Raw genomic sequence first — 12,548 nt, forward strand, 5'->3', positions numbered from 1 at the left:
GAGGGTCCATGAAGATGGCCTGCAGGCCTGCATTCAAGTTGTTAACAAGTAACATTCTAAAGGGTTATACATGTACCGGATACAATTGCAGCACAAAGATTTCATGGTGATCAACAAGCGTCCGGGCATTGGCATGCACGATGATGCCGGCGAGCCGGGTCTCGTCAATCGGGTCAGAATGGATACCGGTCTTGACCTCTATCCGGTCCATCGACTAGACAAGATGACCTCTGGGCTGGTGCTGCTGGCCCGCACCGCCGAAGCGAATCGCGCCCTCAGCATGGCTTTCGCGGCGCGGGAAGTGAGCAAGCAGTATCTGGCACTCTCCGATCGCAAGCCGAAGAAGAAGCAGGGCTGGGTGAAGGGTGACATGGAGAAAGGGCGAGGCGGCAGCTGGATGCTGAGCCGCACCCAGGATAACCCGGCCATCAGCTGGTTCGATTCTGTCTCGGTGCGCGAGGGGCTGCGCCTTTATCGCATCAAGCCCCGGACCGGCAAGACCCACCAGATCCGGGTGGCCTTGAAGAGCGTGGGAGCCCCCATCCTCGGAGATGAGCGTTACGGCGGCACGGCGGCGGATCGCGGTTATCTGCACGCCTGGCGCCTCGCCTTCACCCTGGCAGGTGAGAACTTCGATCTCGTTTGTCCGCCCGATGAGGGAGCGCTGTTCCTCCTGCCCGAGTTGCATGCCGCCATCGCAGAGATCACCGAATGAGCGCTGCAACCGCGAGAGTCCCAGCCCGTGGCTGGATCCTGGCCGACTTCGATGACACCCTGGCGCCGGATGACAGCCATGCGGGGTTGCTGCGTTTCATCTTGCGCCGCCGTATCTGGCCGCTGCTGCTGTGGCCACTGATGGCGTTCGGTGCCGTGATCTATCTGCTGCCAGGTCAGCGCAGTCGCGGCATTGCACTCATCTGGTGGGCCATCACCCTCGGGCTATCCCCCCTGGCCTGGCGCGCCCTGGTACGGCAGTACAGCCTGACCCGGCCCGGTCTGTATCGGGAGGCGCGAGCCCTCCTGACGGGGGAGGGGCACCGCTGCTGGGTCATCTCCGCCAGTCCCCGCGCCCTGGTCCGTGCCCAGCTCCATCGTCAACTGCCAAGGTTCCCTCACCGCATCATCGGCTCGCGGATGGGTTACCGTTTCGGCGGCCTGGTGCCGCGCTTCTATTGCCATGGCAGGCACAAGCTGCTGCCCGAGCTCCTGACCCTGGAGGCCGCACTCACCCTGAGTGACAGCCTGCACGATCTGCCCCTGCTGGCGTTGGGGGAGCAGGCCTGGCTCATCAACCCGCAAAGGACTCGATTGCTAAAGGCGAGGGCGGTGCTGCCCCATATCGAACCCCGTTATTGGTCGCTGTAAGGCAAAGCTGACAGCCTTGCGGGACGCTAACGAGCGCAGTGCAAGGTTGGGGCTGCTATGTCACATTTCATTTACATTTTTTGGCGCGGATCCCCGCCAAACTATCTGAACGCCGCCCCTTCTCATTCCCTGCGCTCGCCACTCTAATGAAACAAGTTGTTAACAAAGCCGTGCGGGCTGCCTGTCGAGCCCTTGCGGCGTGAACCGTTTCGTTATCAGTTCATCGCAAGGAGCGCATTATGACCACCCCTTCTTCCCGTACTCACACCATCAACCCCCTTGGCACCGACGGGTTTGAGTTCGTCGAGTACACGGCGCCGGATCTCAAGGGCATTGCGGCTCTCAAGGCGCTGTTCGTCTCACTGGGCTTTGCCGAAGTGGCCAAGCACAGGCACAAGCAGTGCTGGCTCTATCGCCAGGGGGACATCAACTTCGTGGTCAATGCCGAGCCCCACTCCCAGGCGGAGGAGTTTGCCCGGGCCCATGGTCCGAGCGTGTGCGGCATGGCGTTTCGGGTGAGCGATGCCGGCCGTGCCCAGCAGTACGCCATTGGCCAGGGGGCCAAGCCGTTTGTGGGCAAAATCGGCCCCATGGAGCTCAACATCCCCGCCATCTACGGCATCGGCGAGAGCACCCTCTCCTTTGTCGATCGCTATGGCGATCGGGGCTCCATCTATGACGTGGACTTTATCTTCTACCCCGACTGGCAGGCCCGCATGGCCGAGGTGGACGCGGGGCTCTATGAGATCGACCACCTGACCCACAACGTCCATCGCGGCAACATGAACCTCTGGTCGAATTTCTACGAGCGGATCGGCAACTTCCGGGAAATCCGCTACTTCGACATCGAGGGCAAGCTGACCGGATTGCACTCGCGCGCCATGACGGCCCCCTGCGGCAAAATTCGCATCCCCATCAACGAGTCGGCGGACGACAAGTCCCAGATAGAGGAGTACCTGCGCCAGTACAAGGGGGAGGGGATCCAGCACATCGCGCTCGCCTCTGCCGACATCTATCACACCATCCGCACGCTCAGAGGGCGGGGAACCGGCTTCATGCCGACGCCGGACACCTACTACGAGAAGGTGGACAGCCGGGTGGCGGGTCATCAGGAGGATCTGGCGGCGCTGAAAGAGCTGCGCATCCTCATCGACGGCTCGCCGACGAAGGACGGCATCCTGCTGCAGATCTTCACCGACACCGTCATCGGTCCCGTGTTCTTCGAGATCATCCAGCGCAAGGGCAACGAGGGCTTTGGTGAGGGCAACTTCCAGGCATTGTTCGAATCCATCGAGCTGGATCAGATCCGCCGTGGCGTGCTGGACGGATCCACGCAAGGGGAGGTGAACAGTGCCGCGCAGGGCCAGAAAAACGGAGAACCGAGTGATGCGTAACTGGATAAGCTTCCCCCATCGGGAGGGAACCCACTCCCGCCAGGCCCATGCCGATCTGCCGGAGCAGGCCATCTATGAGCGCGAGCTGGGGCGCTCGGGCTTCTTCGGTCCGGCCACCCACATGCACCACAAGCACGCTCCCACCGACTGGGTCAACTGGGAAGGGCCGCTTCGGCCACGGGCGTTTGACTTAAACGATCTGCAGGAGGAGGTGAGCTCCCTCTCCCCCTGGGTGATGCCGGATCTGCTCAGCAACCCCCACTGCCGCTACCGCATCTGGCGCCTGAGCGAGAGGATGCCGTTTCTGGTGCGCAACGCCGATGGCGACGAGCTCCTGTTCATTCACGAGGGGGGAGGCGACTTCTTCTGCGACTACGGCCATCTGACCCTGCGGGAGGGGGACTACGTGGTGATCCCCCGTGGCACCATGTGGCGCATCGAGCCCACCGCGCCCCTCTTCATCCTGATGATAGAGGCGACGGAAGACAGTTATCAGCTGCCGGACAAGGGACTGGTGGGCAATCACGCCATCTTCGATCCGGCGGCCCTGGACGTGCCCGCCATCAATGAGCGCTTCCTGGCCCAGCAGGATGAAAACCCCTGGTCGCTGCAGATCAAGCGCCACGATCAGGTCTCGGTCGTCACCTGGCCGTTCAACCCGCTGGATGCACAAGGGTGGCACGGGGACTTGTGCGTGGTGCGCCTCAACTGGCGGGATATCCGCCCGCTGATGAGCCACCGCTACCACCTGCCTCCCTCGGCCCACACCACCTTCGTGGCGAGCCGTTTTGTCATCTGCACCTTCGTGCCGCGTCCCATCGAGAGTGACCCAGGTGCCCTGCGGGTGCCCTTCTACCACAGCAACGACGACTTCGACGAGGTGCTCTTCTACCACGCCGGGGACTTCTTCAGCCGGGACAACATCAAGCAGGGCATGGTCACCTTCCACCCTGCCGGCTTCACCCATGGTCCCCATCCCAAGGCCTTTGCGGCGGGGCTGGCTCATGCCAAGACCTTCACCGACGAGGTGGCGGTGATGCTCGACACCCGTGATGCCCTGGCCGTCGGCCCGATCTGCGAAGGGGTCGAACACCCCGGTTATGTCACCAGCTGGCAGCGTCCAGAGACGCTCGGCAAATAAGGAATTCGATATGAAACTGGCAACCCTGAACAATGGCAAGCGCGACGGCGCCCTGGTGGTGGTGAGCCGCGATCTGGCGCGCGCCGTCCACGTGACGACCATTGCCCCGACCCTGCAGTCGGCCCTCGACCAGTGGGGCGAAGTGGCGCCGCAATTGGCGAAGGTTTATCAGCGACTCAACGAGGGCGCCTGCCCCGACGCCTTCCCCTTCGATGAGGAGGCGTGCCTCTCCCCGCTGCCCCGCGCCTACCAGTGGATTGACGGCAGTGCCTACGTCAATCACGTGGAGCTGGTGCGCAAGGCCCGCGGCGCCGACATGCCAGGAAGCTTCTGGCACGATCCCCTGATGTATCAGGGAGGCTCTGACAGCTTCCTGCCGCCCCGTGGCCCCATCGTGATGGGCTCCGAGGAGTGGGGGATCGACTTCGAGTCGGAAGTCGCCGTCATCACCGACGACGTGCCCATGGGCACCCGTTCGCAGGGGGCGGCGACCCACATCAAGCTCTTGATGCTGGTCAACGACGTGAGCCTGCGCAACCTCATTCCCGGGGAGCTTGCCAAGGGCTTCGGCTTCTTCCAGTCCAAGCCCTCCAGCAGCTTCTCGCCGGTGGCCATCACCCCGGACGAGCTGGGGGATGACTGGCGCGATGGCAAGGTCCACCTGCCCCTGGTGACCCACCTCAACGGCGCCCTGTTCGGGCAGCCCGACGCCGGGGTGGATATGACCTTCACCTTCCATGAGCTGATTGCCCATGCCGCCAAGACAAGGCCGCTCGGGGCGGGCTGCATCATCGGCTCGGGCACCGTCTCCAACTACGACAGAAGCCGGGGATCCTCCTGCCTTGCCGAGCGGCGGATGCTGGAAATTATCGAGTCAGGTCAAGCCACTACACCCTTTCTGCGCTTTGGTGATACAGTGTCCATCGCGATGCAGGATCGCAACGGGATGAGTCTGTTTGGCACCATTTTGCAGCGGGTCACGCAAGCAACGGCCGAGCGGGCGAGCTAGGAGAGCCCGACCCCTGGAGGGGCGGGCGACACGGCAGGTGGCAGACACCTGCCACCACAGGGACACACTATGCTGCAGTTGTTTGGATATTGGCGCTCATCGGCCAGCTTTCGCGTGCGTTTGGTACTGCAACTCAAGGGGCTCGATTATGAGCAGCACCCGGTCAACTTGCGGCAGGGTGAGCAGAAGGAGAAGGCCTACCGCCGGGTCAATCCTCAGGGGCTGGTGCCGTTTCTCGTGGACGATGACGTGCATCTGGGTCAGTCGGTGGCCATCATGGAGTACCTCGACGAGACCTATCCCGCCTACCCCCTGATGCCCTCCGCCCCCATCGAACGTGCCCGGGTGCGCCAGATCGTCAACATGATCGCCTGTGACACCCACCCCCTCAACAACCTGCGCGTGCTGCACTACCTGGAGCAGGAGCTGGGGCAGAGCAAGATGGCGCGGGATGCCTGGTATCGCCACTGGATTGACGAGACCTTCACCGCGCTGGAACAGCTTCTCATGACCACCGCCGGCATCTATTGCGTGGGCAACGAGGTCACCCTGGCGGACTGCATGCTGGTGCCCCAGGTCTACAACGCCCGCCGCTTCGACATGACCCTGGATGACTACCCCACCATTGCGCGCATCGTCGCCAACTGCGAGCAGTTGCAGGCCTTTATCAAGGCTGCCCCCGCCAATCAGCCAGATGCCCAGCCCTGAAGCTGTGCAGACCGGGCCAGCGCGTTGGCCCGGTCTGCCGTCTCTTTCCTTGCCCGGGTTATCTTGCTCGCCTCAGGGCGTGCCATTGGCCCCATAGCGTCGAAACCCCGGCCGCTCTTTCAGTCGCTGATAGTAGTCGTCCACGGCGGGTAGCGACGGGCGATCATAGGGCGTCTCCAGCCAGCGGTTGACTGACAGCCCGATGGGAATGTCTGCCAGCGAGAAGTGCGGACCGGCCACATATCCTCCGGTTGTTTGAAGCTGTCTCTCCAGGATCTCCATGCAGTGAGACCACTGCAGGCAAGCTGCATGAAGGGCCTGATGGTCTTGATGCTGGGGGGAGCGCCTCACCAGCGACAGGAAGGCGTAGCGCCAGGCGGTGTTCAAGTCCGATGCCTGCCAGTCAATCCATTGATCGACCCGAGCCCTGGCTCTCGCCTCGGCGGGATAGAGTGCATTGGCACCATGGCGCGTCGCCAGGTAGCGGATGATGGTGTTCGACTCCCACAGCGTAAAATCCTCATCCTGAATGACGGGCACCATGGCATTGGGGTTGAGCGCCAGAAACGCCGGGGTGTCCGTGGGTCTGAAGCCGGATCCCCACTCCTCCAGCTCGAAGGGGAGGGTCAGCTCGGCACAGGTCCACAGTACCTTGCGCACATTGATTGACGACGCCTTGCCCAGTATTCGCAACATCTTTTTCGTCCTTGTCCGGGGTGATGGATGGCCTGTTTGCGTAGCCATCAAGGCCCTGCACTGTCACTGACCGTGCGGGGCCCTGTTTGATTGACTGGCGAGTCAGCCGTGGGTGGTCCTGGGCTGGAAATAGGCGATAAATTTGCCGAGTTTCTCCCCGTCGTAACTCTTCCCCTTCTCCAACAGCCCGGTGTTGAAGGACTCGAGCAGCCTGCCCGTGGCATCCAGCACGTAGAAGTGGGGGACCCCCAGATACTCGGGATAGGCTTTCAGGAAGGATTCATTCTTGTTCTGCTCGCTGACGTTCACCTTGACCACCACGAAGGTGCGGTTGAGCTGGCCGGCGAGATCGGGTTCCTGGTCCAGAAAGCGGTTCATCTCCTGGCACCAGCTGCACCATTCACCCCCCACCAGCAGCAGGACTTTCTTGCCCTCGGCACTGGCCTTGGCGGTCGCGGCGGCGAGATCGCGGGCCGGATCCCGCGTCTCGTCATAACCCTGGCTGTAAGCGGGCAGGCTCTGACTCCAGAGGTGGTCGCCCGCGCAGGCGGCGCCATTGAAAAGGAGGGTGCCCAGTATCAGGGGCAGTAACAGTCGTTTCATGGTCTCTTCCTTGTGTCGTTATCTTTGCTTCCAGGCGCAGACAATGTGACACGAGGCGTTTCCTGCGCCAAGCCGCAAACAGGGAAGGGGAAGGCAAAAAGCGGCAATGGAATGGCAGAAAACAACAAAGCCCCTCGAGAGGGGCTTTGTATTCAGGTCAGGGGCGATCAGTAACCCTGCTGGTGGACGTCCATCACGGCGCGACCGGAGGGGTCGGCCATCTCCTTGAACTTGGCATCCCACTCCAGTGCCGTCGGGGTGGAGCAGGCGACCGACTTGCCGTAGGGCACGGTGCGGGCGGCGGACTCCAGCGGGAAGTGCTCGTCGAAGATGGCGCGGTAGTAGTACGCCTCCTTGGTGAGCGGGGTGTTGACGGGGAAGCGGAAGGCCGCGGCCTCGAACATCTGATCCGTCACCTCTTCCTCGACCATGGCTTTCAGGCTGTCAATCCAGGAGTAGCCCACGCCGTCGGAGAACTGCTCCTTCTGGCGCCACGCCACTTCGTGGGGCAGCAGATCCTCGAAGGCTTCCCGCAGGATGTGCTTCTCGATCTTGCCCTTGCCGCACATCTTGTCGGCGGGATTGAGGCGCATCGCCACGTCCATGAACTCCTTGTCGAGGAAGGGCACGCGGCCTTCCACGCCCCAGGCGGCCATGGACTTGTTGGCGCGCAGGCAGTCATAGAGGTGCAGGGAGGCGAGCTTGCGCACGTTCTCCTCGTGGAACTCACGGGCGTTGGGGGCCTTGTGGAAGTAGAGGTAGCCGCCGAACAGCTCGTCGGAGCCCTCTCCCGACAGCACCATCTTGATGCCCATCGCCTTGATGTAGCGGGCCATCAGATACATGGGCGTGGAGGCGCGGATGGTGGTGACGTCATAGGTCTCGAGGTGATAGATGACGTCACGCAGGGCATCCAGTCCTTCCTGCACGGTGAAGTGGATCTGGTGGTGGATGGTGCCGAGGTGATCGGCCACCTTGCGGGCGGCAGCGAGATCCGGCGAGCCTTCCAGGCCGACGGCGAAGGAGTGCAGCTGCGGCCACCAGGCTTCGCTCTTGCCATCGTCTTCCACCCGGCGGGCGGCATAGAGCTTGGTGATGGCGGAGATGACGGACGAATCCAGACCACCGGAGAGCAGCACGCCATAGGGCACGTCGCACATCAGCTGGCGCTTGACCGCCGCTTCCAGGGCCGCTTTGAGCTCGGCCTTGTCGCTGACGTTGTGCTCGACCGGCGCGTACTCCATCCAGTCCCGCTTGTACCAAGTTTTAAGCTCGCCATCCTTGCTCCACAGGTAGTGTCCCGGCGGGAAGGTTTCGACGCTCTTGCATACGGGCACCAGGGCCTTCATCTCGGAGGCGACATAGAAGTTGCCGTGTTCGTCGCGGCCGGTATAGAGGGGGATGATCCCCATGTGGTCGCGACCAATCAGGTAGGCATCCTGCTCGGCGTCATAGAGGATGAAGGCGAAGATGCCGTTCAGATCGTCCAGGAACGCCGGGCCCTTCTCCTTGTAGAGGGCCAGCAGCACTTCACAGTCGGAGTGGGTCTGGAACTGGAAGTCGACCTTGAGGTTCTTCTCCAGCTCCTTGTGGTTGTAGATCTCGCCGTTGACGGCCAATACGTGCGTGCGCTCGGGGTTGTAGAGAGGCTGTGCGCCGTTGCCCGGATCGACGATGGCCAGGCGCTCGTGCACCAGGATGGCCTTGTCGGAGCTGTAGACGCCGGACCAGTCAGGCCCGCGGTGACGCAGTCGCTTGGACATCTCCAGGGCCGATTTGCGCAGGGCAGTGGCGTCGGTCTTGATGTCCAGAATGCCGAAAATAGAACACATTGGCGGTAATCCTCTTGATTTTTATATGAGCCCCCCACGTTTGGGCTCGAAATTCCATTTACATTCCTCGCCAATCACAATGCCTAGCGGAAAACCCTTTTGCAAGCGGGAAAACCGCAGAAAATCATGCCGTAAGCGTCAAGTTGCGCAGGGGATGGCGGCCGTCCGGCCGCCTGAAGAGAGAGGGTCAGGGTTGACGTGCACGTCAAGTCGCGGCGGGTTCGAAGATCACATAGAGCTTGCGACAAGGGGTGAGGGTCTCCCACTGCCCGACAAAACCGGCGGGAATGACGAACTGATCCCCCGGTTTGAGGTGCAGGCGGCCGCCCTGCTCGTCGTGGATCACCGCCTCCCCTTCCAGCATCTGGCAGTATTCGTGTTCGGTATAGTGAACGGCCCAGCAGCCCGGCTCGCAAGCCCAGAAGCCCACGTGAAACTGCTGGCTCGGGTCGGAGTAGTGGTTCCATGCCGTCTGGCTCGGCGTTCCGGCCCTGATACGCTCGGGGGCTGGCATCATCGGGGTGGGGGAGACAGTGTGCTTGTCCAGCAGGATCCAGTCGTTCAGGCTCTTCATGGTGCGTCCTTGAGTGGCGAAGGAGCATCCTGCTCCCGTTTAGTTTGTTTAACGATGTTGCGCTTACGTTAAACGAAACGGGCCCCCTTTGCCAAGGGGGCCCGTGCAGGCTGAAGGCTACCGGAAAGGCGGCACCCGGGATCAGACGATGTCGATGTCCACCACGGAGTCGAAGATGTGGTTCGGTCGAAACGGCATGCGGTCGATGTCCGCCACCTTGCTCACCCCGGAAAGCACCAGCACCGTCTCGAGACCGGCCTGGAAGCCTGCCAGGATGTCGGTGCGCAGGTTGTCGCCGATGATGATGGTGTCGTCGGAGTGGGCCTCCATCCGGTTGAGGGCCGCGCGAATGATCCAGGCGCTCGGCTTGCCGACATAGAAGGGCTTCTTGCCGGTCATCCGCTCGATGGGGGCACACAGGGCGCCGCAGGCCGGGTACATCAGGGGGCCGTGGGTGTCGGGGTTGGTGGCGATGAAGCGGGCCCCCTGATCCACGAACTTGGCGCCCTGCTGCATCATGGTCCAGTTGTAGTTGCGGGTCTCCCCCACCACCACGAAGTCCGGGTCGATGTCGGTGATGGTGAAGCCGGCCTTGTAGAGCTCGTGGGTCAGGGCCCCTTCGCCAATCACATAGGCCTTCTTGCCATCCTGGCGCTTGAGAAAGTCGGCGGTGCCCATGGCGGAGGTGTAGAAGCACTCCTCGGGCACCTCTATTCCGGCGGAGCGGAAGCGGTTTTGCAGATCTTTCTGGGTCTGGGCCGGGTAGTTGGTGAGGAACAGGAGCTTGCTGCCCTGCTCCAGCAGGCGGTGGACGAAGCGGTCGGCGCCGGGAATGAGATCGTTGTTGTGCAGGATGACGCCGTCAATGTCACAGATGACGTTTTTCTTCATGAATTCTCCTTGTAGGGCGCAAGAGCGGGGACAGGGCATCCCTCTGTTCGTCTCTTCAATCGGTTATGGTTTTTGTGCCGCCATTATAAGGCCCTTTGATGACAAGTCTCCTCCGGCGGGCCAGATGGGTGCACAATGAAGGCGAAGGGAGGGCGCCGCCCCGGTGGTGTCCGCACGGAGTCTGACGATGGAGCCGTCATCATGGAGCACTTTATTGCCGGCTTGCCCAAGCTGGAACTGCACCTGCATATCGAGGGGACCCTCGAACCCGAGCTGATGTTCGCCCTCGGTCAGCGCAACGGGGTGGCGCTGCCCTGGCCCGATGTTGGCAGCCTGCGCGCCGCCTATGAGTTCGACGGCCTGCAATCCTTCCTCGATCTCTACTACCTCGGCGCCAGCGTGCTCATCCACGAACAGGATTTCTTCGACCTCACCTGGGCCTATCTCGAGCGCTGCGTTGCCGATCACGTGGTGCACGTGGAGATCTTTTTCGACCCCCAGACCCACACCGCCCGCGGCGTGCCCTTTGCCACCGTGCTGGGGGGCATCGAGCGGGCGCTGCAGGCTGGCGAAGCAGCCTTTGGCATCAGCTGGCGGCTCATCATGAGCTTCCTGCGCCACCTGAGTGAAGAGGCGGCATTCGCCACCCTGGCAGAGGCCGCTCCGCACCTGGCGCGCCTGCACGGGGTCGGCCTCGATTCGGGGGAGCGGGGCAACCCGCCCAGCAAGTTCGCCCGGGTCTTCGCTCGCTGCCGCGAGCTGGGGCTGCCGGTGGTGGCCCACGCGGGGGAGGAGGGGCCGGCTGACTACATCTGGCAGGCGATCCGGGAGCTCGGAGTGCAACGCATCGATCACGGGGTGCGCTGCGTCGAGGATCCCGCGCTGCTGAGCTATCTTGCCGACACCCGGCTGCCCCTCACCGTCTGCCCCCTCTCCAACGTGCGGCTCAGGGTGTTTGACCAGATGGCCCACCACAATGTGCTGAGGCTGCTGGAGCAGGGGCTCTGCGTCACCGTGAACTCCGACGATCCCGCCTATTTCGGGGGATACCTGGGGGCCAACTTCCAGGCCCTGGCCGACGGGCTTGGCGCCAGCCAGGAGCAGTTGTGCCGCCTCAGTCTCAATGCCGTGGAGGCGAGCTGGCTGAGCCTCGCGGACAAGGTGCGTCTGACCCGGGACATTCGCCTCCATGCCGCCCTGCACGGGGTGAGCCTGCACTGAGCAGGCCGCCTTGCACACCTTGAATGCAGGAGGCCCGCCATGGCGGGCCTCTTTGTGCCATCGTTGGGCGGGTATCAACCCACCCTCACCAGATACTTTTCCCCTTGTCCCTCCTGCTTGACGCGGGTGAGCAGGGCGGGCAGGGCGTCGAAGTCGCCCACCACCAGCGGTGGCAGGGTCAGCTCGCCGCTCGCCATCTGCGCCATCATGGCGACACCGGCCGCCACCAGACGGCTCCACTGTTTGTCCGAGCCAAAGGCGTGCTGGGCGCCGAGGGCAATCTCGTGCAATGAGTGGCAATGGCTAAAGGCGGGCAGCGGGTTGCGCGCGATGCGCCCGAGCACCGTCACCATGTGGCCGTAATAGCCAAGGGCAGGCAGCAAGGCTTCTGCCTGCTGGCTGGAGACCAGATCGATGATCCCCTCGAAGGGTTCACCGCCGTTGGCGGCCTGCAACTGGGCCAGCCAGTCGGGATCCCGATAGTCCGCCACCCCCTGCACGCCTAGCTGTTTGAGCCACTGGTGGTGGCGCGGGCTGGCGCTGGCAAAGACGCGGGCCCCCTTCTGGAGGGCAAGTTGCACCGCGAAGCGGCCGACACTGCTGCCAGCCCCCGTGATGAGCAGGGCCTCCCCGTGCAGGTGCGGCAGCTTGGCCAGCGCCTGCCAGGCGGTGAGGCCGGGGCAGGGGAGCGCGGCGGCCGCCTCGTCGCTCAGGGCATCGGGCACCGGCATCAGGGCGCGAGCCGGCACCAGGGTGTGGCGGGCAAAGCTGCCGCCGTGGCGCAGGTCGGTGTGATAGGCGACCCGGGTGCCGGGGCGCAGGTGGGTGACGTTGGCCCCCAGTGTCACCAGGGTGCCCATGCCATCGACGCCAGGCACATGGCCTGGCTGCCAGTGGGGATGACCCTGTTCGATGAGTTTCCAGTCCACCGGATTGAAGGCGATGATCCGGTTGGCGACGAGGACCTCGTCGGGGCCGGGGGTGGGGAGCGCTTGCCGGGTGAGGGTGAGCTGGTCCGGTTCGCCGGGGGCGTGCCAGCACCAGGCCTGGGTATGGGTCATGGTGACTCCTTGAAAGAGAGGGGGCGCAGATTGAGTCATATGGCGTAACAATG

General features: G+C 63.1%; 13 protein-coding genes. 7 read left to right on the forward strand and 6 right to left on the reverse strand.

Going from position 1 to position 12,548, the window contains the following annotated elements; genetic code table 11:
• Window positions 1–70 precede the first annotated feature (70 nt).
• From ACB037_RS13675 to maiA, 6 genes are all read left to right on the forward strand, one after another.
• Entirely contained in the window at window positions 71–715 is a 645-nt protein-coding gene (locus ACB037_RS13675; RefSeq protein WP_124244569.1) for a TIGR01621 family pseudouridine synthase, read from the forward strand.
• Entirely contained in the window at window positions 712–1,365 is a 654-nt protein-coding gene (locus ACB037_RS13680) for an HAD family hydrolase (RefSeq protein ID WP_371175441.1), read from the forward strand. The genes ACB037_RS13675 and ACB037_RS13680 overlap by 4 nt, the downstream gene beginning before the upstream one ends.
• Window positions 1,366–1,604: 239 nt before the next feature.
• Window positions 1,605–2,759 (forward strand): 4-hydroxyphenylpyruvate dioxygenase, encoded by a 1,155-nt coding sequence (hppD, locus tag ACB037_RS13685; RefSeq protein WP_041213056.1) that lies wholly within the window; start codon window positions 1,605–1,607, stop codon window positions 2,757–2,759.
• Window positions 2,752–3,900 carry a homogentisate 1,2-dioxygenase gene (locus tag ACB037_RS13690; protein ID WP_371175442.1) on the forward strand — a complete coding sequence of 383 codons (1,149 nt, stop codon included), beginning with the start codon at window positions 2,752–2,754 and terminating at the stop codon, window positions 3,898–3,900. The genes hppD and ACB037_RS13690 overlap by 8 nt, the downstream gene beginning before the upstream one ends.
• A 10-nt stretch (window positions 3,901–3,910) precedes the next feature.
• A complete protein-coding gene (locus tag ACB037_RS13695; RefSeq protein ID WP_371175443.1) occupies window positions 3,911–4,909 on the forward strand; it encodes a fumarylacetoacetate hydrolase family protein in 999 nt (332 codons plus the stop codon).
• Between the two features lie 69 nt (window positions 4,910–4,978).
• Window positions 4,979–5,617, forward strand: coding sequence for a maleylacetoacetate isomerase (maiA, locus tag ACB037_RS13700; protein ID WP_010675120.1), 639 nt, complete (start codon window positions 4,979–4,981; stop codon window positions 5,615–5,617).
• Between the two features lie 72 nt (window positions 5,618–5,689).
• Here maiA and ACB037_RS13705 read toward each other — a convergent pair whose 3' ends face one another.
• From ACB037_RS13705 to ACB037_RS13725, 5 genes are all read right to left on the reverse strand, one after another.
• Complete coding sequence (locus ACB037_RS13705) at window positions 5,690–6,313, reverse strand: glutathione S-transferase family protein (RefSeq protein WP_048208735.1); 624 nt, start codon at window positions 6,311–6,313, stop codon at window positions 5,690–5,692.
• 102 nt (window positions 6,314–6,415) lie between these two features.
• Window positions 6,416–6,916, reverse strand: a complete 501-nt coding sequence (locus ACB037_RS13710; RefSeq protein WP_371175444.1) for a thioredoxin family protein — start codon at window positions 6,914–6,916, stop codon at window positions 6,416–6,418.
• 167 nt (window positions 6,917–7,083) lie between these two features.
• The gene (gene asnB / locus ACB037_RS13715) at window positions 7,084–8,748 is read right to left on the reverse strand and encodes an asparagine synthase B (protein ID WP_041213050.1); all 1,665 of its coding nucleotides are present in this window, start codon (window positions 8,746–8,748) and stop codon (window positions 7,084–7,086) included.
• A gap of 205 nt (window positions 8,749–8,953) precedes the next feature.
• Window positions 8,954–9,322, reverse strand: coding sequence for a cupin domain-containing protein (locus ACB037_RS13720; RefSeq protein WP_039038770.1), 369 nt, complete (start codon window positions 9,320–9,322; stop codon window positions 8,954–8,956).
• A 141-nt stretch (window positions 9,323–9,463) separates the two neighbouring features.
• Window positions 9,464–10,213, reverse strand: coding sequence for an HAD-IIA family hydrolase (locus ACB037_RS13725; RefSeq protein ID WP_010675115.1), 750 nt, complete (start codon window positions 10,211–10,213; stop codon window positions 9,464–9,466).
• Between the two features lie 201 nt (window positions 10,214–10,414).
• On the opposite strand from ACB037_RS13725, the gene ACB037_RS13730 reads away from it, so the two are divergent.
• On the forward strand, window positions 10,415–11,434 hold the full coding sequence (locus ACB037_RS13730; RefSeq protein WP_371175445.1) for an adenosine deaminase: 1,020 nt from the start codon (window positions 10,415–10,417) through the stop codon (window positions 11,432–11,434).
• A gap of 74 nt (window positions 11,435–11,508) precedes the next feature.
• On the opposite strand, the gene ACB037_RS13735 is transcribed toward ACB037_RS13730, so the two are convergent.
• On the reverse strand, window positions 11,509–12,495 hold the full coding sequence (locus ACB037_RS13735) for a zinc-binding dehydrogenase (protein WP_151028286.1): 987 nt from the start codon (window positions 12,493–12,495) through the stop codon (window positions 11,509–11,511).
• Window positions 12,496–12,548 lie beyond the last annotated feature (53 nt).

Origin of the sequence: Aeromonas sp. S19(2024) (assembly GCF_041402625.1) — a bacterium.
GTDB lineage: Bacteria > Pseudomonadota > Gammaproteobacteria > Enterobacterales > Aeromonadaceae > Aeromonas > Aeromonas caviae.

Bases quoted from the DNA above. Each gene is read 5' to 3' on its own strand.
- ACB037_RS13675 (WP_124244569.1), top strand. From the start codon at position 71: ATGTACCGGATACAATTGCAGCACAAAGATTTCATGGTGATCAACAAG.
- ACB037_RS13680 (WP_371175441.1), top strand. From the start codon at position 712: ATGAGCGCTGCAACCGCGAGAGTCCCAGCCCGTGGCTGGATCCTGGCC.
- hppD (WP_041213056.1), top strand. From the start codon at position 1,605: ATGACCACCCCTTCTTCCCGTACTCACACCATCAACCCCCTTGGCACC.
- ACB037_RS13690 (WP_371175442.1), top strand. From the start codon at position 2,752: ATGCGTAACTGGATAAGCTTCCCCCATCGGGAGGGAACCCACTCCCGC.
- ACB037_RS13695 (WP_371175443.1), top strand. From the start codon at position 3,911: ATGAAACTGGCAACCCTGAACAATGGCAAGCGCGACGGCGCCCTGGTG.
- maiA (WP_010675120.1), top strand. From the start codon at position 4,979: ATGCTGCAGTTGTTTGGATATTGGCGCTCATCGGCCAGCTTTCGCGTG.
- ACB037_RS13705 (WP_048208735.1), bottom strand. From the start codon at position 6,313: ATGTTGCGAATACTGGGCAAGGCGTCGTCAATCAATGTGCGCAAGGTA.
- ACB037_RS13710 (WP_371175444.1), bottom strand. From the start codon at position 6,916: ATGAAACGACTGTTACTGCCCCTGATACTGGGCACCCTCCTTTTCAAT.
- asnB (WP_041213050.1), bottom strand. From the start codon at position 8,748: ATGTGTTCTATTTTCGGCATTCTGGACATCAAGACCGACGCCACTGCC.
- ACB037_RS13720 (WP_039038770.1), bottom strand. From the start codon at position 9,322: ATGAAGAGCCTGAACGACTGGATCCTGCTGGACAAGCACACTGTCTCC.
- ACB037_RS13725 (WP_010675115.1), bottom strand. From the start codon at position 10,213: ATGAAGAAAAACGTCATCTGTGACATTGACGGCGTCATCCTGCACAAC.
- ACB037_RS13730 (WP_371175445.1), top strand. From the start codon at position 10,415: ATGGAGCACTTTATTGCCGGCTTGCCCAAGCTGGAACTGCACCTGCAT.
- ACB037_RS13735 (WP_151028286.1), bottom strand. From the start codon at position 12,495: ATGACCCATACCCAGGCCTGGTGCTGGCACGCCCCCGGCGAACCGGAC.